The sequence below is a fragment of the Dysgonomonas sp. 521 genome, assembly GCF_010501055.1.
Lineage (GTDB): Bacteria > Bacteroidota > Bacteroidia > Bacteroidales > Dysgonomonadaceae > Dysgonomonas.
Window position 1 is genome coordinate 1 of the sequence record NZ_QVMO01000102.1, and the last position, 21050, is coordinate 21050.

17 protein-coding genes, 1 tRNA gene and 2 pseudogenes are annotated in these 21050 nt (G+C 43.3%); 16 read left to right on the forward strand and 4 right to left on the reverse strand.

Annotated elements, in window-relative coordinates; translation table 11 throughout:
• Positions 1–153: 153 nt before the first annotated feature.
• Positions 154–2442, reverse strand: coding sequence for a GH92 family glycosyl hydrolase (locus D0T84_RS19280; RefSeq protein ID WP_163309489.1), 2289 nt, complete (start codon positions 2440–2442; stop codon positions 154–156).
• 705 nt (positions 2443–3147) lie between these two features.
• Here D0T84_RS19280 and D0T84_RS19285 point away from each other — a divergent pair.
• The 6 genes from D0T84_RS19285 to D0T84_RS19310 all read left to right on the forward strand — a co-directional run bounded on the left by D0T84_RS19285 (position 3148) and on the right by D0T84_RS19310 (position 8385).
• Positions 3148–3324, forward strand: coding sequence for a hypothetical protein (locus D0T84_RS19285; protein ID WP_163309490.1), 177 nt, complete (start codon positions 3148–3150; stop codon positions 3322–3324).
• Positions 3325–4066: 742 nt separating this feature from the next.
• Positions 4067–5359 carry a tyrosine--tRNA ligase gene (gene tyrS / locus D0T84_RS19290; protein ID WP_163309491.1) on the forward strand — a complete coding sequence of 431 codons (1293 nt, stop codon included), beginning with the start codon at positions 4067–4069 and terminating at the stop codon, positions 5357–5359.
• Between the two features lie 34 nt (positions 5360–5393).
• Positions 5394–5464 (forward strand) — tRNA-Gln (locus D0T84_RS19295).
• Between the two features lie 241 nt (positions 5465–5705).
• On the forward strand, positions 5706–6878 hold the full coding sequence (locus D0T84_RS19300) for a site-specific integrase (protein ID WP_163309492.1): 1173 nt from the start codon (positions 5706–5708) through the stop codon (positions 6876–6878).
• A gap of 175 nt (positions 6879–7053) precedes the next feature.
• Entirely contained in the window at positions 7054–7518 is a 465-nt protein-coding gene (locus D0T84_RS19305; protein WP_163309493.1) for an Arm DNA-binding domain-containing protein, read from the forward strand.
• Positions 7519–7533: 15 nt separating this feature from the next.
• Positions 7534–8385, forward strand: coding sequence for a tyrosine-type recombinase/integrase (locus tag D0T84_RS19310; RefSeq protein ID WP_370525530.1), 852 nt, complete (start codon positions 7534–7536; stop codon positions 8383–8385).
• Positions 8386–8734: 349 nt separating this feature from the next.
• Here D0T84_RS19310 and D0T84_RS23100 read toward each other — a convergent pair whose 3' ends face one another.
• The gene (locus D0T84_RS23100) at positions 8735–8869 is read right to left on the reverse strand and encodes a hypothetical protein (protein WP_255495477.1); all 135 of its coding nucleotides are present in this window, start codon (positions 8867–8869) and stop codon (positions 8735–8737) included.
• A gap of 584 nt (positions 8870–9453) precedes the next feature.
• On the opposite strand from D0T84_RS23100, the gene D0T84_RS19315 reads away from it, so the two are divergent.
• The 3 genes from D0T84_RS19315 to D0T84_RS19325 all read left to right on the forward strand — a co-directional run bounded on the left by D0T84_RS19315 (position 9454) and on the right by D0T84_RS19325 (position 14842).
• Positions 9454–11166, forward strand: coding sequence for a hypothetical protein (locus D0T84_RS19315; RefSeq protein WP_163309495.1), 1713 nt, complete (start codon positions 9454–9456; stop codon positions 11164–11166).
• A 595-nt stretch (positions 11167–11761) separates the two neighbouring features.
• Complete coding sequence (locus D0T84_RS19320) at positions 11762–13501, forward strand: hypothetical protein (protein WP_163309496.1); 1740 nt, start codon at positions 11762–11764, stop codon at positions 13499–13501.
• A gap of 81 nt (positions 13502–13582) precedes the next feature.
• Positions 13583–14842 carry a peroxiredoxin gene (locus D0T84_RS19325; RefSeq protein WP_163309497.1) on the forward strand — a complete coding sequence of 420 codons (1260 nt, stop codon included), beginning with the start codon at positions 13583–13585 and terminating at the stop codon, positions 14840–14842.
• A gap of 415 nt (positions 14843–15257) precedes the next feature.
• Here D0T84_RS19325 and D0T84_RS19330 read toward each other — a convergent pair whose 3' ends face one another.
• The gene (locus D0T84_RS19330) at positions 15258–15674 is read right to left on the reverse strand and encodes a hypothetical protein (protein WP_163309498.1); all 417 of its coding nucleotides are present in this window, start codon (positions 15672–15674) and stop codon (positions 15258–15260) included.
• Positions 15675–15702: 28 nt separating this feature from the next.
• On the opposite strand from D0T84_RS19330, the gene D0T84_RS19335 reads away from it, so the two are divergent.
• Genes D0T84_RS19335 through D0T84_RS19350 form a run of 4 tightly spaced genes read left to right on the forward strand, consistent with a single transcriptional unit; the run spans position 15703 to position 16943 of the window.
• Positions 15703–15909: a hypothetical protein gene (locus tag D0T84_RS19335; RefSeq protein ID WP_163309499.1), complete on the forward strand. Its 207-nt coding sequence runs from the start codon at positions 15703–15705 to the stop codon at positions 15907–15909.
• 43 nt (positions 15910–15952) lie between these two features.
• Positions 15953–16345, forward strand: coding sequence for an RteC domain-containing protein (locus D0T84_RS19340; RefSeq protein ID WP_163309500.1), 393 nt, complete (start codon positions 15953–15955; stop codon positions 16343–16345).
• Positions 16317–16643 (forward strand): helix-turn-helix domain-containing protein, encoded by a 327-nt coding sequence (locus D0T84_RS19345; RefSeq protein ID WP_163309504.1) that lies wholly within the window; start codon positions 16317–16319, stop codon positions 16641–16643. Before D0T84_RS19340 ends, D0T84_RS19345 begins: the two co-directional genes overlap by 29 nt.
• A 9-nt stretch (positions 16644–16652) precedes the next feature.
• Positions 16653–16943, forward strand: coding sequence for a helix-turn-helix domain-containing protein (locus D0T84_RS19350; RefSeq protein WP_163309501.1), 291 nt, complete (start codon positions 16653–16655; stop codon positions 16941–16943).
• A gap of 126 nt (positions 16944–17069) precedes the next feature.
• Here D0T84_RS19350 and D0T84_RS19355 read toward each other — a convergent pair.
• Positions 17070–17735 (reverse strand): annotated as a pseudogene (locus tag D0T84_RS19355) (site-specific integrase); the annotation flags it as partial.
• A gap of 813 nt (positions 17736–18548) precedes the next feature.
• Here D0T84_RS19355 and D0T84_RS19360 point away from each other — a divergent pair.
• From D0T84_RS19360 to glf, 3 genes and pseudogenes are all read left to right on the forward strand, one after another.
• Positions 18549–18869 carry a DUF3408 domain-containing protein gene (locus D0T84_RS19360; protein ID WP_163309502.1) on the forward strand — a complete coding sequence of 107 codons (321 nt, stop codon included), beginning with the start codon at positions 18549–18551 and terminating at the stop codon, positions 18867–18869.
• 270 nt (positions 18870–19139) lie between these two features.
• Positions 19140–19571, forward strand: a complete 432-nt coding sequence (locus D0T84_RS19365) for a MobA protein (protein ID WP_163309503.1) — start codon at positions 19140–19142, stop codon at positions 19569–19571.
• 330 nt (positions 19572–19901) lie between these two features.
• Positions 19902–20984 (forward strand): annotated as a pseudogene (glf, locus tag D0T84_RS19370) (UDP-galactopyranose mutase).
• Positions 20985–21050 lie beyond the last annotated feature (66 nt).

Sequence of the window (21050 nt, forward strand, 5' to 3'; positions counted from 1 at the left end):
AAACTGATGGCTCCTTAATTTATCGTTAACTCTCTCCTATGCAAAGGTAAAAACTATATAAATCTTGTAAAAGATGACCGAGACCGAAGGATTACTTAACAACGCTCCCGCTTTCTTTAATTAGCAGATTCGAATATTCGCAATTTTTCGAATTTATTTTGCTGATGCATGTATCACATCTGCACTTATGCCCCATGTATCGGATGGTTTATCTCCCATTACAAATTCCAATGTGCCTCCGTTGATTATATCGCTGAAGTTGATGTAATATTTGCCGTAGTCTTTTCCGTTCAGGGTTACACTTTGTATATATTTGTTTGCCGCGCTGTTATTCTTCGCGGTAATCTTAAACGTTTTCCCGTCTTTTACTTTTACAGTAGCCTCATCTATAATCGGGCTGCCGAAAATATATTTCCCCCCCGCAGGTTCTACCTGATAAAATCCGAGTGCCGACAAGATATACCATGCCGACATCTGCCCCACGTCTTCGTTTCCGGAGAGTCCCTTCGGCTGGTCGAAATACAACTCAGACATTACCTCACGCGCCTTTTCCGCTGTTTTCCACGGCTGGCCTACATAAGGGTACATATAAATAACATGGTGGCTAGGTTCATTCCCATGCGCGTACTGACCGATCAGTCCGCTGATATCAGGAGAAGCGTGTTCGCCCAGAGAGCCCTCTACGACAAATAATGAGTCCAGCTTCTGCACAAACTTTTCGTTGCTGCCAAACAGGTCAACAAGGCCCTGTATGTCGTGAGGAACCAGCCATGTATATTGCCATGCGTTACCCTCGGTATAATCATTGTCACGGTGTACAGATTCGAATGGATTGAACGGCGTACGCCATTTGCCGTCAGAAGAAAGGCCTCTCATAAATCCTGTCGACTTGTCGAAGTAGTGGCTGTATGATTTGCTCCGTTTCAGGAAATATTCATAATCTTCGGTTTTGCCCATTTTCTGCGCTACCTGAGCGATACTCCAGTCGGCGATAGCGTATTCCATACATTTGGCAAGGCCTTCCGGCTCTTTGTCGTAAGGGATATACCCGTATTGTTTCAGGAAGTTTAACCCTCTTTCGTCCAGCATAGCCGATTTTTTCATCGCTTCGTATGCCAGTTCTTTATCGAATCCGTCATAGCCTTTCAGTATAGCGTCGGCAACTACAGGTATGCCCGGATTACCCACCATACAGTCGGTTTCGCAACCCACCAGATGCCATACAGGCAGTTTGCCCTGCTGCTGATAGATTGTAAGCATTGTATTTATCATGTCGCTCATCTTTTCGGAATGGATGATAGACATCAACGGATGCGCCGCCCTGTACGTATCCCACAACGAGAAAGTCGTATAATTCCTGAAAGACCCTTTTTCATGCATCTTACCATCAGCTCCGCGGTAATCGCCGTTTACGTCCGAAAAATCGGACGGTGCTATCATGGTATGGTACAGCCCTGTATAGAATGTTCTTTTTACCTTATCATCGTTGACCTTTATCTGTATCTTGTTCAGTTCTTTATTCCATGCCTTATCCGCATCCGCTATCGTTTGCCGGAAATCCCAACCCGGAAGTTCAGCCTGCATATTCAGTTTCGCATTCTCGATGCTAACAGGAGACAACGCCACTTTTATATACAATTCTTCTTTAGCCGAAGTCTCTCCGAACACTGCCTGCCCGATTACTCCCACAGCCTTTAGCTCTGTACCCTCTTTTATATCATTGCCTTCCGACACAATGAATTGCTTCATCGGTTTGGAAAATACGGCGCTAAAATATACCTTCTGGTCGTTGGCCCACCCTTTCGAGTAGCGATAACCGGATATCGTAGAGTCCGTCTCCTGAACCAGATATGTTTCTACGGGCTCGTCCCAGTTGAGTTCGCTTTTCAGGTCGATAACCACTTTCGCGTCTTTCGATTCAGGGAATATATATTTGTGAAAACCGACACGGCTCGTAGCTGTCAGCTCCACATCGATATCGTAACGATCCAGATGCACGGCATAATACCCGGCTTTGGCTGTTTCGGTCTTGCGGTTGAAGAGGGAGTACACGCCCGAATTAGGGTCGGAGATTACACCTTTTCCCAATGTAGGGTTTCCGGTAACAGGCATAAAGGCTATATCCAGAAGGTCGCCGATACCCGTTCCGTTGAGATGCATGTGGGTAAATCCCCAAATGGTAGAATCGGATATGTGATATCCCGACACCCAGTCCCATCCTTCGGTAATGTTGGTAGGACCCAGTTGTACCATTCCGAACGGCACGTTGGCTCCTAAAAATACATGGCCGTGATCTCCCGTGCCAATGTAAGGGTCTACATACTGGGTAAGATTCTGCAACGAACCGTCCTGTTGTTTAGTCCCGTCACACGAGCTTAGGAAGCCACATAGGATTAATCCGCCTAAGGTCGCTTTAGTCATTTCTCTAAAAATAGATCTCATTGTATTGTTATTAGATTAATAAGTTTTTAATAATTGCATTTGTAGTAATAATCACAATAGGGCAAATCATTGCGGCAACTCCGATCTGTCTCAAAACTGTAAATACCTTGATAAGTAAGCTAAAATATTTACTGTCACATGCCATCCTGACCGTAGGGAAGGATCCCGCCCCTAAAAAGAGGCACACCGTATGCTTCGTTCCCTTGCATGGCGCCCAACGGTCACAGGAGCATAACATATGTAAGAAACTGTTTAAATTTTATACGAATATTTTACTATACCTTTTTCTTCGTTCATTTTTAGATTATTTTAGGCTGTTTTTTCCTTTCACTCAACTCAACCAGAGGTCACAGGAGCGAAGCGTATGTAAATAGCCCGCTATTATCGTTTCGCGGAAGAAAAAAAATCATCTCTAAAAATTTGAACGAATAAAATTTAAACAGTTTCTAAATATCACAGTAAACCTTATCATTTACTTAAAAGGTTTCAATACAAGTAATTCCAGACCGCAAAGATATTTATTTATATTTAATATTGTCCCGACAGCCTATATATTGGGATGCCTTTTTCTTTTTTTTCACAAATGGGAATAATACAAAACATCATCTTGTTCCTTTAGGGACTGACTAAAAAATATGTCTCCCTATCCGCTATCTATTCCCGGATGATTATTAATGTGAATCAGTATTTCGTTTTGTTTAAATTATGTGTTCAATTCTATCTGCGCGCAATCACAGATTGCTTGCCTTACTTTTGGCCGAAGCTCCAAAAGTAAGCAAAAAAGCATTGCGCCCCGCTTCGCCGTACGACCCACCAACGGTTTGCCGGCTGAATGAAGTGATAATGGATTCATCGTTTTACAGATTGGCAGATGATGCATAAAAGCGCCCGCACTTCATTCTACGCCGCCTGCACCGGGTGGGTACCCCGTACGCTTGCTAACGGCGCTGGCTGACGCCTGACGAGAATAGCCGTTTTCGAAATACTTGTCATCGCATTGCGACTCCGTGCATCAGTTCCGCAGGCGGGATACTCACCCGGTGCAGGCGGCGTGAAACGGGATGTTGTCCGAGCCGAAGGCGAGTTTCGTCCCGTTTAGCCGGCAAGCCGTTGGTGGGTCGCCGAGGGACAAAGCACTAGCCTTTTGCTTCCTTTTGGGCAATGCCAAAAGGAAGGACAAGCCCGGGAGGGCGCGGCAGTAGGGAGCTGCAACTAATGTATTTAGCCTGAGATAGCCTTTATGCAAAAAATAAAAGAACGTTTTAAGTAGCGAGGGCAGGACTAAAATTTATTTCATGTTATGCCGAGTCTCGACAAACAACGTTCACAGGAGCGAAGCGTATGTAAAAAGACTAATGGAATTGAACATTTAACTTATCAACTACTGATTGACATTATTAACTGAAAAGAATTTACCCTAACTTTTTTCTATTCGGAAATAAGGTCGTATTTTTGTACACTAACTGAAAAATCGGTTGGAAGAAATCGGGAGTAAACCAAACTGAAAAGTAACACATTCGACAGAATGTAAAATATACAAAAGTTGTCACTTTTGTCACTTTTTAACTTTTCAGTTAAAAACCCGCACCAACCGGATAATTGTAGTATAAATAAACCTAATTCGATGAATTTTGTTGAAGAACTAAGATGGAGAGGTATGATACAGGAAATCATGCCGGGTACGGAAGAACAACTGCAAAAGGAACTGACTTCCGGTTATGTGGGTATTGACCCTACTGCCGATTCATTGCACATAGGGCACCTTGTCAGTGTGATGATTTTGAAGCATTTCCAACGCGCCGGGCATCGTCCTATCGCCCTTGTAGGTGGCGCGACAGGCATGATTGGCGACCCTTCGATGAAGTCTGCCGAACGTAACCTGCTGGACGAACCCACGCTTCGCCACAATCAGGATTCGATAAAGAAACAGCTTGCTAAGTTTCTCGATTTCGAATCAGACAAGCCCAACGCGGCATTGTTGGTAAACAACTATGACTGGATGAAGGATTATTCCTTCCTGAACTTTATCCGCGACATAGGGAAACACATTACGGTGAACTATATGATGGCCAAAGATTCTGTTAAGAAACGTCTTAGCGGAGAATCTTCGGAAGGGATGTCGTTCACAGAGTTTTCTTACCAGTTGATGCAGGCTTATGATTATCTTCACTTATATCAATCGTTAGGTTGCCGCATACAGATGGGTGGATCCGACCAGTGGGGAAATATAACCACGGGTACCGAGCTTATCCGCCGCAAGACAGGAGGCGAAGCCTTTGCTTTGGTTTGCCCGCTGATAACGAAAGCCGACGGCACAAAATTCGGCAAGACCGAATCGGGCAATGTATGGCTCGACAGAAGATATACTTCTCCTTACAAGTTCTACCAGTTCTGGCTGAATGTAAGCGATGAAGACGCTGAAAAGTATATCAAGATATTTACAGCTATAGATAAAGAGGAGATTGACGCACTGGTAGCCGAACAGAAAGCCGCACCACACCTTCGCCCATTGCAAAAGCGCTTGGCTAAGGAAGTGACGGTAATGGTTCACTCGGAAGAGGATTACAATCAGGCTGTGGAAGCTTCTAATATCCTTTTTGGGAATGCTACGGCTGACGCTTTGAAGAAGTTGGATGAAGAGACATTCCTGCAGGTTTTTGAAGGAGTGCCTACGTTCGATATATCAAAAGATGTGCTTTCTGCCGGAATAAAGGCAGTGGATTTATTGGCTGAGAAAACAGCTGTTTTTCCTTCAAAGGGGGAAATGCGCAAGACCGTGCAGGCAGGTGGCGTAATGATCAACAAAGAGAAGCTTGAAAACTTTGATGACGTAATTGATGCTTCACGCTTAATTGCCGGAAAATATATTATTGCACAAAAAGGAAAGAAAAATTATTTCTTATTGATTGCAAAATAAATTATTATTACTTTTGTATCCGCAAAAGTAATATTGTCTCATGGTGTAATGGTAGCACTGCAGATTCTGGATCTGCCTGTCTAGGTTCGAATCCTAGTGAGACAACAAAGTAGATAAGTAAGAAGAAGTAAATCCCTGATAATGAATCATTATTGGGGATTTTTATTTTAGTCCGTTATGCTGAAAACAGAGGTTTAAAGCAACACTTTAGTGGCTTATGAATGGGACTTCGGATTCCACAAAAGATGTCCCATTATTATGATTTTATTCATTGATACACTGCATTTTGCGTAGATATAGTTTGATAATGAGTTAATAACTTTGTATCATTAAAATTGTATTAAAAATGAGAAGAAAATCATTCAGTACTTTGTTCTTTCTCAGAAAGGGCAAATTATTAAAGAACGGACAAGCACCTATTTGTATGCGTATCACTGTGGATAAGAAAAGCTGTGATATTCTTATACGTCGCAGTATTCCTATCGACCAATGGAATCAAACAAAAGAATGTGCCAAAGGCAAGAGCCGCATAGCTGATGAGCTAAACCTCTACATTGAATCTGTTAGGGCAAAAGTCTTGAAAATCCATCGTGAACTGGAAATTGATGGCAAAGCTATAACCGTAGAAACTATTCGTAACAGGTATCAAGGTTTAGGCCAAGAGAACAAAACTTTATTGGAAGCATTTGACGAACATAATAAAGAAGTCCGTGCTTTAATAGGTAAGGATTTTACAGAAAAGACTGTTGTGCGTTACGAATCCACAGCAGAATATCTAAAAGACTTTCTGAAAAAGGAATACAGGCTTTCTGATATTCCCCTTCGTGAAATTGACCTTAACTTTATCTGTAAATTTGAGACCTATCTGAAAGTACATCGTAATAATGCACACAACTCAGTCGTAAACCGTTTGAAAAATATCAAGAAAATAATCGGGATAGCTTTGGTAAATGGAATTCTCAGACAAGACCCTTTTCTTGGTTATAAATTCCGGCTTGAAGAAACCCATATAGATTTTTTGACACAGGAAGAATTGGAAACATTAATGAATAAGGAGTTTTCTATTCCAAGACTTGAAACAGTACGGGATATATTCGTATTTTGCTGTTTTACAGCACTTGCTTTCACAGATATACATGCCCTTTCCCCTGAACATCTTGTCAGGGATAATAACGGAGCTTTGTGGATTCGCAAAAATAGACAAAAGACTAATAATATGTGTAATATTCCTGTTTTGAGCATAGCGGAGAGACTTATTAATAAATATGCTTCCCATCCTGAATGTATTGAACGCAACCGTGTATTTCCCGTATCCAGTAATCAACGCATGAACGGATACCTGAAAGAACTGGCTGATATATGTGGTATCACAAAGAAGCTGACGACACACCCAATCTTCTTCCCACCTGAAAACAAACATCTTACACAAATAGTCTCCACTACAGGTAACGATTTAGAAATGAGCGAATCCATATTATCCACCTCATTTTGCATCATGAACAAAGAACGACTTTCATGAGCAAATATATAAAAAATTCTTCACCGGAGAAAACTATCAGAACCTTTTACTCCGACAATCTGCATACAAATCATATCCATTCTCTTCCCCCAAAAAAATCCTCCCTTCCCAACCCTTTTCTTCTTTCCTTTGTTCTAAGTGAAACAACCAAAGGAAAATCAAAAAGGAAACAATTATGACAAGTATCAACCTATGCTACCGAGCCTCACTGCGCCCGGACTTACCCGGCAGTCTCTACCTGCAGGTCATCCACAGGAGGCGCACCCGAAAAGTAACCCTCTCTTATAAAATTTACAAGGAAGAATGGGATAACACAAACAAGGCAATCGTTGGCAGTACCTCCCAGCGGGACAACTACCTGTACGAAGCCCGCAGGGGCATCGAAGAAGAAACAATCCGTTTGAGAGCTATCATCCGCGAACTCGAAAACAAAGGCACCTACTTCGAAGTGGAGGAGATTACCGAAACCTACCATTCCGGCCGCATGGAAGAATCGGGCGAACACAGCCTGAAGAAACTCGTCTCCCGCCTGAGCCGCAACCTAAGCAGATCGGGGCAGGAGCGCACCGCACGCGCTTACGGGAGCAGCCTGCGAAGCCTGCTATTGTTCCTCAACAAGAACGATATCCCCATCTCCTGACTGAGTCCTTCATTGGTGAAGAACTATGAGCGGCACCTGAAAAACACGGGCAAAAGTCCCAATACCATCTCTTTCTATATGCGCAACCTAAGAAGTATCTACAACAAGGCCATAACAAAAGGATTGGTAACCAAACCCGACCAGAACCTTTTCTCGGGAGTGTATACCGGCGTGCAGAAAACCCATAAACGAGCCCTTTCTCGTAACCAGATACAAGCCCTGTACGATGTGAAGCTAGCGGAAGTAAAGGACAGGCAACGCCTGGAAACCTGCCGCCGGCTGTTCTTCTTCTGCCTGTATGCCCGCGGAATGAGCTTTGTGGATATGGCTTACCTCCAAAAGAAAAATATAAAAAATGGCGTTATCCGCTACTACCGCAAAAAGACAGGACAACTATTGGAGATAAAGATTACCCCGGCCATGCAGGAGATTATCGACTACTTTTCCCCGATGGTAAAGGCAAGCCCCTATGTCTTCCCCGTAATTGATAACAACAATAAAAAGCCACACCGCCTGCAATACGAAACAGGCCTTACCACCCAGAACCGCCTGCTGAAGGAACTGGCCAGGCTGGCAGGGACAGGTGTAAAGCTGTCTACCCATATGGCGCGCCACAGCTGGGCTACTCTGGCCAAAGAAGAGAACCTGCCCCTGTGGGTGATCAGCGAAGGGCTGGGGCATAACAACGAACGGACCACCTATATCTATCTCTCACACCTGGAACGCTCCATCCTGGACAAAGCCAACGACAGGATATACCAGGCCTTGTGCCGGAAGAATAAACAGCCGGATAAAAACGGAAGAAAAATAATTAACAGCAAAAAGGTGCGAAATACAGAAATTTTGATACCTTTGTATCGTCGGTAATGAGAATGTTTCCCTATCTGTCACTTGCTAAGTGACAAATGGTAAACAAGCAGACTTGCATCAAATATAATACATCTGTCAGACTTCCGCTACAGAAACGCCCCTTAATTTTCATAATCCTTACCTTTTTTCAGATTGAAGTATACTGATTCATGTCAATTATTAACAATGAACATCCTATAAACCATATATAAAAAGCATAATCCCAGATAATTGCATATAAGAAAACCTTTGGGAAAGATATTCCCCCTGAAAGATACACCTCCGGTGTTCGTCCCGGCAGGGGAAGAAAACCTTTGTCCGCAAATTTGATTTGTCCTTACCATTAAACCTTTCAGTGTTAAGGCGTTTACCTTATGTTTACCCGGAAATATGCTGAAAACCCGCCTTGTTGCTTACTTTCTGCAACCATACTGATGGAATGTTTCCCCGGAAGGAAAACATCTCTTTCAGATACTTCTCCTATCCTATTCAGAAATAGCATATTACATTCATTTAAAACAACCAGCGTTGTCACTTAGCAAGTGACAGACAGGAAAACACTCTAACAAAACATTTAAATACAGGCGATTACAATAAACTGTTTTTCGGTTTTAACAACACTGTATATATTATTATAAATATCCGGGGAGGCGAACTTACCGTCTTGTTGTCTTCAACAATGTTGTCTTATTTGTCTTCACTTATTCCTCCCGCCGCTTGCGAAAGTAGTGGGGCGGAGCCTCCCCGTAACACACCCCCTCCTACCTCCCCCGATAGGGGAGGTAGCGCGAGGCGGTCAAAGCACCCCAGCCCCTGCAAGCGGTCAACATATTCTATATATCTGTCTAACCCTTCCCCCTTCGGGTATTTCCGGCCCCACCCCGGCCCTCCCCAAAAGGAGAGGGAGAAGCGAGGGAAGAGCGCGAGGCGGTCAAAGCAAATCAAATTTAAATATAATAAACAGAGCCTCTACTTCTCCCTCTCCGGTGGAGAGGGTTGGGGTGAGGCGGATTATTCATCTTTCCATCTCTCCAGTCTCCTCCCCTTTTGGGAAGGCCGGAAGGGGGTGGCTTAAAAATTGCTTTTATGAAAACAACCAAAACACAAAACAAAAACATGGCTCATTGGCGGTTATTGCTTGCCACGGCAGCCTTTTTGCTATGTAGTTCCTTTGCCGGGGCGCAGGTGACCGTGGGGTCCAATATCACACCCACACGGGCAGCATTGCTCGACCTGAAAGCACGACAGACCAGCGGTACGGTAGCATCTGTTTCGGATGACGACAATGTAACAGCAGGCCTGGGCGATGGCGGTTTGCTATTGCCCCGGGTAAAACTGGTCAGCATCAGCACCCTCGAACCCTTTATTGCGGCCGACGACACCGACTTCCTTGCCAATACCAACTCCCTGAAAGAAAAGCTGGCAGGGCTGATGGTGTACAACGTGACCAACAACGGCGTGGGCAGTTCCCTCTACCCGGCTGTGTACACATGGGACGGAGCTATGTGGACTACCTCGCAGGTCAACGAGGCTGCCTCGTCGATAGTTACTCAACCAGCACCCTTTAGCTTTTACGAAACAGGCTTTGAGACAGTCAAGGCCCTTGAGTTTGTTGTAGACGGGCTAGGCACATGGACCTACCAGTGGTATCAGGTGACGGGCAACAATGTGCATGTGCGCATCGGTACGGTTGTGGGCGAAGCCGAAACTATCTACACAAATACAACTGACGCTAACGCCGCCGGTGCTACCTCTCCCTCCTTTACCCCAAATAAAGTAATAAAGGGCAGTAAAACCACCCGCAATGCCAAAAATACGGGCTTCTATAAGTTCTACTGCGTGGCTAAAAGCTCGCTGGGAGCAGAACTGACCTCCGATATTGCCGAAGTGGCCGTAGGCTGTGGAGCCAAAAACAATGCCGGGGAGTGGCTCTCCTTTATGTGCTTTAACCTGGGGGCTACCCTACTGACCATTGATGGTCAGATAAACTATAGTATGACTTTCAGCCAGGCCAATGATGCAGACGGCAGGCATTATTATATTGCAGGCGAAGAAAACCTTTATGGTGACCTCTACCAGTGGGGACGTATAGGTGACGGGCACGAAAAACGTGGAGCGGCACAGGACTTTGTTGCCGGACAAAATACCGCAGGGACAAACCAGGTGGCTTATGGTACTGGCCCAACATTTGAAGACGGTAATGTAATTAGCTCACAGCCTTATCCTTGGCGGCAGGTAGACCGAACTAACACCACTTATTACGGTAAGTTTATTACCACAAGTTCGACACAAAACTATAACTGGGCATATGGGCTGGTCGCGAGTGAGATAGATCTGATTTGGCGTGCCGGGCGTTTTGCTGCAAACGACCCCTGTGCTAAGATCATGGATGACGGCCTGACTTATGAGACTTATTATCCCGCAACCAATGGTATCAGCGGGGCAACTACTGGATGGCGTACCCCTAGCCAGAACGAATGGGGCGAGCTTCTTAGGGGCGGTACTATCACCAGTTCCCCGAAAACAGCCACGGCCAATACTTGGGTATGGAACAATACGAACGGCTGCGGCTACGAAATCAAGCCTGACGGAGAAACAACGACCCTCTTTTTGCCAGCTAATGGTAATCGGAGCTACGGTAATGGTTCGCTCTACGCTCAAGGCTCGACTGGTCGCTACTGGAGTACTACAGTAATAGGTACTAATGCCTACCACTTGTACTTCTACGATGGTGGCATCATTCCTGCTCAAAGTTACTACCGGGCATCAGGATTTGCTTTGCGCTGTATCAAGAATTAGTAGTTATCACCATATTAATTATCCATTTTTCCATTTCTTTGTCCTCCTCCCCCTGTTGGGCAGGGCTGTTAAGTTCTAAACAAGTTGATATTTTGAAGAAAATGAATACAAGAATAATTACACTGAGGTACTTTGAGAAGACACTGAGAAACACTGAGCTAATAAATCTCAGTGAACCTCAGTGCCTACTCCATGTTTCTCAGTGTAACAAAAATGATCATCACTTACAGAACTTAACAGCCCTACCTGTTGGGGGCAGGGTTGTTCAGTTCTGACTTAATTGCCTCCACTTTCAAGTGGAGGAATATGGTTCAGAATCAGAAAATGGCTTTAGCCGAAGCTTTTTGACTAAAGTCTTTCCTTAATGACTTTCATGAGGGTGTGTCAAAAGTATTTTTTACTATCTCTTTGTCATGTTGAACGGAGTGAAACATCTCGTGTTTGGAGCGTCGAGATCCTTCGTTGCCTCAGGATGACAAAGATGGTAACATTTTGATAGTGCAATTTTACTTTTGACACAGCCTCCAATATCAGAACTTATCAGTCCTGCCATTTTTGGGGGTGGGAGGGGATGGATTAAAAATTTTATTCTTTTATGAAAACAACCGGAACACAACATAAAATCGTGGCCCGTTGGCGGTTACTGGCCGCCACGGCAGCCTTTTTGCTATGCAGCTCCTTTGCCGGGGCGCAGGTAACCATCGGCTCGGTAGTAGAACCTACACGGGCGGCATTGCTCGACCTGAAAGCCCGCCAGACAACCAGCGGCACGGTCACATCTATTTCGGATGACAACAACTTGACGGCAGGACTGGGCGACGGTGGCTTGCTATTGCCCCGGGTAAAACTGGTCAACATCAAAACCCTCGAACCCTTTATTGCTGCCGACGACGCAGAGTTTCTGGCCAATACCAACTCCCTGAAAGAAAAACTGGCAGGGCTGATGGTGTACAACCTGACCGACAACGGCGCGGGTAGTACCCTCTATCCGGCGGTATATACATGGAATGGAGTGGTATGGACTACCTCGCAGACCAACGAAGCCCTATCGTCTATTATTATCCAACCGCCCAAAGCCTTTAGCTTTTACGAAACGGGCAATGAGACAGTCAAAGCCCTTGAGTTTGTTGTGAAGGGACTGGGCGTCTGGACCTTCCAGTGGTACCAGATAATGGGCAACAATGTGCATGTGCGCATCGAAAAGCCCATCGACCCGGCAGGCGTAGAGACAGTAGGCGGCGCAGTAAGCGATACAAAAGATGGTACTAAAGCTACTGCGTTTTTTACCCCTACAGGTGTAATAAAAAAGAATAAAAAAGGGGAGTCAACCACCCGTGATGCCAACAACACGGGCTTCTACAGGTTCTACTGCGTGGCTACAAGTTCGCTGGGCGCAGAACTGACCTCCGACATTGCCGAGGTAGCCGTAGGCTGCGGAGCAAAAAACAACAAGGGCGAGTGGCTCTCCTTTATGTGCTTCAACCTGGGGGCTACCCTTCTGACCATTGATGATCAGATAAACTATAGTATGACTTTCAGTCGACCCAATGAAGCGGACGGCGGACATTATTATATTGCAGGCGAAGAAAACCTTTATGGAGACCTCTACCAATGGGGACGTATAGGTGACGGGCACGAAAAGCGTGGAGCGGCACAGGGCTTTGAATCCGGAAAAAATACAGCAGGGACAAACCAGATAGCCTATGGTGCAGGCCCGGAATTTGAAGACGGCAACCTGATCGACACACAGCCTTACCCGTACCGGCAAGTAAAACGGGGTACCAGCCATTACGGTAAGTTTATTATCTCATCCGCAGGACAGAATTATAACTGGGCATATTACCTGTCTGCAAGTGAGATAGACCTACTTTGGCGTACTGGACGTTTTGAACCTAATGACCCCTGTGCTAAAATCAAGGATGATGGCCTGAACTATGAGACTTATTATCCCGATACAGACGGTATCAGTGGGGCAGATACAGGCTGGCGCACCCCCAACCAGAACGAATGGGGCGAGCTCTACAGGGGTGGTACTATTACCGGATCTTCGACAATGGCAACGGCTAATACCTGGGTATGGAACAATACAAACGGTCGCGGCTATGAGATTAAGCCTGACGGAAAAACTACCACTCTCTTTTTGCCTGCTAGTGCTCATCGGAGTCGCGGTACTGGTCTGCTCCTCTATCAGGGTACACTTGGCAACTATTGGAGTACAACAGTGGTCGGTGTTAATGCCTACGCCCTATTCTTCAACAGTGTTGACGTCAATCCTGCTAACAGTAATAACTCTCGCGCCTATGGCTTTGCTTTGCGTTGCATCAAGGATAATTAGTTCCTCTCCCCACCCCTCTCCTGCTCCAAAAGGAGAGGGCAAAGCCACCAAATAGAGAATGAAATATATAAATAACAGAATATGATACTCAAAAAGATAAAGCGTCTCTGCACACCTCCCCTCCGGGGAGGCTGGGTGGGGCTCCTCCTATTATTTTCCGGGGGCGCCCTCGCCCAAACCATCAAGATGGACCTGCCTTCGTGCAACTACCTGCAATATGTCTTCACCCTGAAACAGGGCACCGCCCGCGATACGGTGGCCGTGGGCAGGCTCGATTCGGTAGGCAAGGCATCGTTTACACTGCCTGCCGGTTATGCTTCGTACCGTGGTGTGGGTAACCTCTCGGTGCCAACCACCCACACCTCTATCAATATGATAATCAACGGGGAGAAGAAGTTCTCGGTGAAAGAAGACAGCGAGCCCGACAGCGGTATATTTTCGGGCTCGGTTGAAAACGCATACCTGCAAGAGCTCTTCTCCCGCCAAAGCCGGATAATAAGCGACTACAATGCAGCGATGAATTCGGCTAGTAGCACGGCATCTCCTTTTTCCATGCACTGGCAACAGGTAAGCGAGCTGAAAACCAGGTACAGCCTGCTCAAGAAGGAGATGAAAGAAAGTCCACTGTATGCCGCCCGTATGGTGGAGATGCTGGGCTGTTTGTCAGGGATGGGGCGTTCGCTGGATACCCATCCCGATAGCATTGTAGTGGAGCAGCACCGCTTTGTTTCGCAGGAGTTGGATTTCCACGACCTGTATACCAGCGGTTTCTGGCAACCCATGCTACAGCTCTGGTACGAGTCGGCGCTGGGTGACGACAGCCTCCTGCTGAACGATAGCAAACATATGCTCGACAAGATAACCGATATTCCCCTGCGCCGCGAACTGACGCAGGCCTTTATCCGTATGTTCAGCAAGTATGGCAAGGATTACCTGCTGGCGGAGCTGGGCACTGAGTACCTGACCATGCCGTTGAACGGGCAGCCTGCGCCGGAGATTGTAGTGGGCGACAGTTCGTTCGTTCCAAGATTGAGTTTGATAATGTTTTATGAAACAGGCTGTGGCAACTGTCATTATGAGTTGGAACAGTTGAAAAAGAATTATAAATTGCTGACAGATAATGGCATCCGTGTAATCTCCATTGCTGCCGACATTGGCGAAGAAGTTCACGCGGAGACATCTGCCGGATTGCCCTGGGCAGACAAGTTGTGCGACTATAAGGGTTTCGACGGGGCTAACTTTCGCAATTACGGTATCGTGGGTACGCCTACATTCATCCTGACGGATAAGGATGGTATCGTGAGGGGGCGGTATGCGCAGTTGAAGGAGTTGGTGAAGTGAGTGGCGAGGCTGTAGATGTGGAGAGAGGGGTGAAGATAATCAGCAGAGTTAAAGATATTCAAAATCTGCATCATGCTGCTCGGAATAAACCTATGCTTATATTTGAACTATCGCTATCGGCGGATTGCGGAACTCCGTAGGATTCCGTGAATTGGCCGGGGCGATTCGTTTGTTTCGAATTTACATCTGCCGTTCGTTCAATGTTTCTCTCTGGAGAATCTTTGAACAGGCCGTTAAAATCAAGTGTAGATTTATCCAATATCTTCATCATAAAACGGGCTTNCCTGACGGATAAGGATGGTGTTGTGAGGGGACGGTATGCGCAGATGAAGGAGTTGGTGAAGTGAGTGGCGAGGCTGTAGATGTGGAGAGAGATGAAGATAATCCGCAGAGTTAAAGATATTCAAAATCTGCATCATGCTGTTCGGAATAAACCTATGCTTATATTTGAACTATCGCTATCGGCGGATTGCGGAACTCCGTAGGATTCCGTGAATTGGCCGGGGCGATTCGTTTCAGATTGAGATTTGTTAATTGCCGTTCGTTCAATGTTTCTCTCTGGAGAATCTTTGAACAGGCCGTTAAAATCAAGTGTAGATTTATCCAATATCTTCATCATAAAACGGGCTTTACCTTCGCCTAAATTCTTTACCAATGCAGCAAAAAGCTGGTTGTAATTATTCTTTATTCCCCTAAATTGGGCAAAGAACTGACTCAATAACATCACAAAATCAATAACAGATTTATTGATTTCGATAATTTCCAGCTTGTGGTTCAGTACCTTTTTCGCCAGAAACCCGGACATTGACTTCTTTCCCGATTGCTTATACATAACCAATAAACGTCTACTATCGGCATCATTGAGGCGAAACATAACCACAGCAGAAAAGACGCAGGTTGCAGCAGCCATACTCAAAGCCAGGGGAACAGACCTGTATGAGCAGATAATCACCCGGGTCTGCGGGGCGGAAGATATTGCTGTCAAATTACTGGATAGTATCCCGCAGGATACAGGTAAGAGGCATATTGCCGGCAATGGGTTTGATATCGGCAAATATGTAAACTGAGCCATTGAAAAGCAAAAATATTAACTTGTTAAAATATACGCACATGAATACAAGATACATGACAATCAATATTACAGAAAGCCAGTTTGTCAAACTAAAATCATTGATTAATAACCTTCACTCCTTTTTTCTGACCATTGACGGAAACAAACCGGAGACCAAACTCTATTGGTCAGGCTCAAAAAGTGATTTCGTAGAACTGGCTTACGGCCTGCTGGAAACCAATAGTTTCAATAATGGGGATATTGAGATACAGGAAGCCATCGGGTATCTCTGTCAAATGTTATCTTTTCCTGTCGCGAATTGCTATGACGTATTCCGGGCCATACGCAGGCGGACGGATAGCAGGACTTTGTTTCTGGACGAGATAAAAACAAAGCTAAACAAACGCATGGATGATATGGATAATGGTATTTTTAAAAAGAAGAGGAAATAAGTATGGAAACAACGGCGGATGCCAAATAATTGCTATTGAAAAGAAGACTTTTGAACAGATACAAAGACAATTTGAGAGTTTTGCCGGACAGGTCGGGGAATTATGTAAAAATAATCAAACAGACGAAACATGGCTGGACAACGGACAAGTGTGCCGTCTTCTCCAAATATCAAAAAGAACCTTACAGTATTATAGGGATTCGGGTAAATTACCTTTTTCGCAGATCAACTATAAATGTTATTATAAGGTATCAGATGTGGAAATGTTAATAGAAGGATCAACAATCAAAAACAAGTAAATTATAAGTATGGAAATAATAAATGGAAAATCGCCGGAAATCCTCTCCTTTACCCAAACATTGGAGGAACTGTTGGAAGCTATCCGTAAGCTTTCCGACAAATGCTCTCCGGCTCTGAACGGAGAAAAGTACCTCTCGGGCAAGGATATCAGCAGGATACTCGGTTTAAGCATTGGCACATTACAGGTATGGAGAGACCAGGGGATAATCCCTTATATACAGATTACAGGAAAGATACTCTACAAAGAGTCGGATGTGATAAAGCTACTGGAAGAGAATTATTATAAGGCCGGATTATAATATTTATGCGGACAGAAAAATATTTACGGCAGGTATCCAATCGGGAATCTGCCGTAAATAGTATCAAAATAAAATGGTTGGTTTTCTAATTGAGTGAAATGTTATTCAAGTCCCTGTATATAAGAGTTATACCATGTTAGTCTTTCTTCGTTCTATAAGTTTATCCATATCATCAGATATTTTCCGGTCTGTGACTTGTGCATACCCCTGTGTCGTGGAAATATTGGCGTGACCCATCATCCTGGCAATACTCTCAATGGAAAGCCCTGCCGAAATAGCCAGTGTCCCGAAGGAGTGGCGACTTTGGTGGTACGAGAGATTCTCTTTTAATCCCATAGTAATACCTATCTGATTTATATCATACCAAATCTTATCACGGACAGGCAAAGGGAATACAGGTTTCGTATCGTCTGTGGTATTATACAGCATTAGTATCTGTTCGGCTACAGGGTGCAATGGTATAAATGCTTCCACATTTGTTTTAACTCTCCGCTTGCGGATATAGAGCCTGCCTTTTGTTGTTTTACCAATATGATGCGGATACAGGCGGTGTATATCCACATAGGCAAGCCCTGTCAGCGATGAAAAGATAAAAGCCCTGCGGACCAGTTCCAGACGCGGGTCACACATCGGTGTTTCCATTATACGTTTTAAATCGGACTGGCTGATATAACGGTGTTTTGCAGGTTCTTTCTTCTCGTAGCGCACATCTTCCAGCGGGTTGCTTCTTAATATCTCTTGGTCAATGGCTATATACTTCTCAATAATCATTCGTTCCGGTAAATAAAGGCACAATATTTGGCTATATCAATAGTCCTCTGCCTGTTGGCATCATTTGGCGCTGATTGACACCGGATAGATGCCATAAAGAATGTTAATCCAAAATTTCCGGTAAAGTAAAACCGAATTTTCGGAACTTACACTATTTTTTAATCCAGTGGTAGCCTTTGTCCAATCATGTCGCTCTTTTCTACAAATTTTAGAGAAAATAGAAAAATCGATACAAATTTCACGAGTTTTTTGGAAGAAAAGGCAAATCCATAGAAGGGTGGTAGCTGTTGGCAGTGGTTGGTCAGGCTTCGATATAATCAATAGGATAAGAAGAAAACCAGATTTTTTTTCAGTAAGTATTTCAATATTGGTATATAGTAGGATTTTAGTATTGACACCTGTATTTGTATCAAGATTGACATCAATACCAAAATCAATACATAGAACAGTCCTTCATTCAATATTTCTTTCAATTCATATACCAATCCTTATATAAGGAAGGATTTCGGCTCTTATTCAAATAAGGACATCAGTTTGTGTATATGTATTTATAGATAATTCTATATCAATAAGTCTTTTCGCCTATCTATCAATGATACTATCTATTATTGAATCATTACAGCCATAAGTTATTATTTCATCCGGAAAGCAGAATAGAGCAGGATATATGTCTTCTCTCCCCGGCTTATAAAGCAATATATAGCGATTGAAAGCATAATGTTCCAATCGGGCTACTTTGTTTTAATTCATTGATATTTATGATTTTATTTGTAGCGGTAATCGACACGGGAATCTGTATTCAAACAAATTATTAATCCATTAATTTATCAGGTTATGAGACAAAGAAAATCTAACACATTAACCAAAGAACAATATACGGAATTGTTCTGTCTGGAGAAGCGCATACGCAACCGCAGGGTAATATATGTCAGTGAAGAAGCTTATCAAAAACTGAAAGACACTGCCTTTTTATTTAAGTTCGATAATTACTCCACTACATCGTCACTGGCAGATGCTATATTAAATGAGCACTTCCAGACAAATAAAGATTTGCTGAATGCTCTATGGCAGGAAGCCGGAGAACAATTCGTAAAAGATATTGATTCCATCGGTTCAAGAAGATCCAACAATGAAGAAGATAATGAATCAGGCTGACCCTGATATTTTCTTCCTACTCTCGATAAAGCATGAATCTCATTCAGAGATTACCAATGAATCCGCCTACAAGCGGATTTTCTTAGACACAGGTCTAAGGCGAGTTGTATTTTGAGCCCCTGAAAATAATTTCAGATGCTTCAAAATAACTCGCCCCACTCCTCTGAAAGTCGGGGGGGGGAGGAACACCTCCAAAGTCGGCAGTTCTCAGTGAATTATGAATTATAAATGATGAGTTATGAATTAACTCAATTGATACAATAAAACAGTATGCACACAGAAAGTAATTCAAAAAAGTCTAAAGTCGGGCGTAAGCCTAAAGCTGATCCGGCTATACATAGGCATTATGCGCGGCTCAATGAAGCTGACAACATCCGTTTTGAAACGATGTTCCATCTGTCGGGATATAAATATCCGGCTCATTTTATTCGGGATAAGGTGCTGAACAGTTCCCTGAAAGTCAAGATAATTGATAAAGCAAGTATGGATTATATCATAAAACTATCCCAGTTCAGAGGTCAGATGAGAAAGATTGGGAATAATTATAACCAGCTTCTACGATTACTGAAAGAGCAATTAGGCGAGAAAAAGGCATTGGCTTATCTATATAAGCTGGAAAAAGTAACCATTGAATTAGTCACTACTTACAAGGAAATAGAAGTCCAACTCCAACAATTAGAAGAAGAATGGTTGCAAAAATAAGTTCCAATACCTCCCTTTTCGGTACGCTTTTGTACAATAAAAATAAGATAGATAAAATGCAAACTTTTTAGAGCACAATAACTATGCCTAAATACATTAAAAATAGCTATAAACTGGAAGATATGACTTTTTTATATCATCAAACTTACTAAGTGACTGTTTCCATTAATGTTAATAAGTTGCGGATATAACTTTTTCTCAAGGAAACCCAATTTACCTCTAGTTCTTGAATGACAAAAAGAGTTTAAATGTCCGCCTTTATTGTTCAAATGTCCACCTTAAATGTTAAATAAAGACCTAAGTTTACAAACCACAAATCTACATGAAAACATGAAAAATAAATATGATTACCTTTTGGTTGGAGCAGGACTCTTCAATGCAATTTTTGCAAGAGAAGCTTCTTTGGATGGAAAGCGTTGTCTGGTTGTAGAAAAACGGCCTCATATTGGGGGAAATCTATATTGTGAGAATATAGAAGGTATTAACGTCCATGTATATGGACCTCATATTTTTCATACATCTAACGAGTCTGTTTGGGAATATATGCGTTCCTTATGTAATTTCAATCATTTTGTTTATACCCCAATCGCTAACTATAAAGGAGAAATATATAATCTCCCTTTTAACATGAATACATTTTATCAATTATGAGGGACTAAAACGCCTGTGGAGGCCTTGTCTAAAATAGAATCTCAACAACTACAAGTCTCTTATCCTGATAATTTAGAAGAACAGGCTTTGTCTTTGGTTGGCACAGACATCTATCATAAACTAATAAAAGGCTATACGGAAAAGCAATGGGGGAAAGACTCCAAAGACCTTCCTGCATTTATTATCAGAAGATTACCTTTTCGGTTTACATATAACAATAATTATTACAATGACATATATCAGGGTATACCAATAGGAGGTTATAATCCTATTTTCAAAAAATGCTTTGCTAAAGCTGATGTATTAATAAATACAGATTTTTTATCGCATGGAGAATTGTCAAATAAAGCTAAGGTTACTATTTATACAGGAGCAATAGACCGATATTTTGACTATTGTTTTGGACAGTTGGAATACTGCTCTTTACATTTTGAGATGGAAACTTTAGAAATAGAGAATTATCAGGGTAATGCTGCGGTTAATTATACTGACAGGGAAACTCCATACACCAGAATTATAGAATCAAAACACTTTGAGTTTGGTAAGCAGCCAAATACAGTTATCACAAAAGAATTTCCTGCCCCTTGGAAAGATGATGGAGAACCATTTTATCCTGTCAATACGACTGAAAACAATAAACGGTACGAGCAATATAAAAAAAAGGCAGAACAAAGTAAAGATGTCTATTTTGCGGGTCGTTTGGGTGCTTATAAATATTCACTACTGTCCGCTAAAAAAACAGAGCGAACTTTTAAAAAATAAAAAATCCGCTCTTCTGCTTATCTTTGTAGTAGCAACAAAACAAAATTAAGCTCATGAGCAAAAGTA

Excerpts from the sequence above, each read along its gene's own strand:
- D0T84_RS19280 (WP_163309489.1), bottom strand. The coding sequence starts at position 2,442 with ATGAGATCTATTTTTAGAGAAATGACTAAAGCGACCTTAGGCGGATTA.
- D0T84_RS19285 (WP_163309490.1), top strand. The coding sequence starts at position 3,148 with ATGTGTTCAATTCTATCTGCGCGCAATCACAGATTGCTTGCCTTACTT.
- tyrS (WP_163309491.1), top strand. The coding sequence starts at position 4,067 with ATGAATTTTGTTGAAGAACTAAGATGGAGAGGTATGATACAGGAAATC.
- D0T84_RS19300 (WP_163309492.1), top strand. The coding sequence starts at position 5,706 with ATGAGAAGAAAATCATTCAGTACTTTGTTCTTTCTCAGAAAGGGCAAA.
- D0T84_RS19305 (WP_163309493.1), top strand. The coding sequence starts at position 7,054 with ATGACAAGTATCAACCTATGCTACCGAGCCTCACTGCGCCCGGACTTA.
- D0T84_RS23100 (WP_255495477.1), bottom strand. The coding sequence starts at position 8,869 with ATGCTATTTCTGAATAGGATAGGAGAAGTATCTGAAAGAGATGTTTTC.
- D0T84_RS19315 (WP_163309495.1), top strand. The coding sequence starts at position 9,454 with ATGAAAACAACCAAAACACAAAACAAAAACATGGCTCATTGGCGGTTA.
- D0T84_RS19320 (WP_163309496.1), top strand. The coding sequence starts at position 11,762 with ATGAAAACAACCGGAACACAACATAAAATCGTGGCCCGTTGGCGGTTA.
- D0T84_RS19325 (WP_163309497.1), top strand. The coding sequence starts at position 13,583 with ATGATACTCAAAAAGATAAAGCGTCTCTGCACACCTCCCCTCCGGGGA.
- D0T84_RS19330 (WP_163309498.1), bottom strand. The coding sequence starts at position 15,674 with ATGTATAAGCAATCGGGAAAGAAGTCAATGTCCGGGTTTCTGGCGAAA.
- D0T84_RS19340 (WP_163309500.1), top strand. The coding sequence starts at position 15,953 with ATGAATACAAGATACATGACAATCAATATTACAGAAAGCCAGTTTGTC.
- D0T84_RS19345 (WP_163309504.1), top strand. The coding sequence starts at position 16,317 with ATGGTATTTTTAAAAAGAAGAGGAAATAAGTATGGAAACAACGGCGGA.
- D0T84_RS19350 (WP_163309501.1), top strand. The coding sequence starts at position 16,653 with ATGGAAATAATAAATGGAAAATCGCCGGAAATCCTCTCCTTTACCCAA.
- D0T84_RS19360 (WP_163309502.1), top strand. The coding sequence starts at position 18,549 with ATGAGACAAAGAAAATCTAACACATTAACCAAAGAACAATATACGGAA.
- D0T84_RS19365 (WP_163309503.1), top strand. The coding sequence starts at position 19,140 with ATGCACACAGAAAGTAATTCAAAAAAGTCTAAAGTCGGGCGTAAGCCT.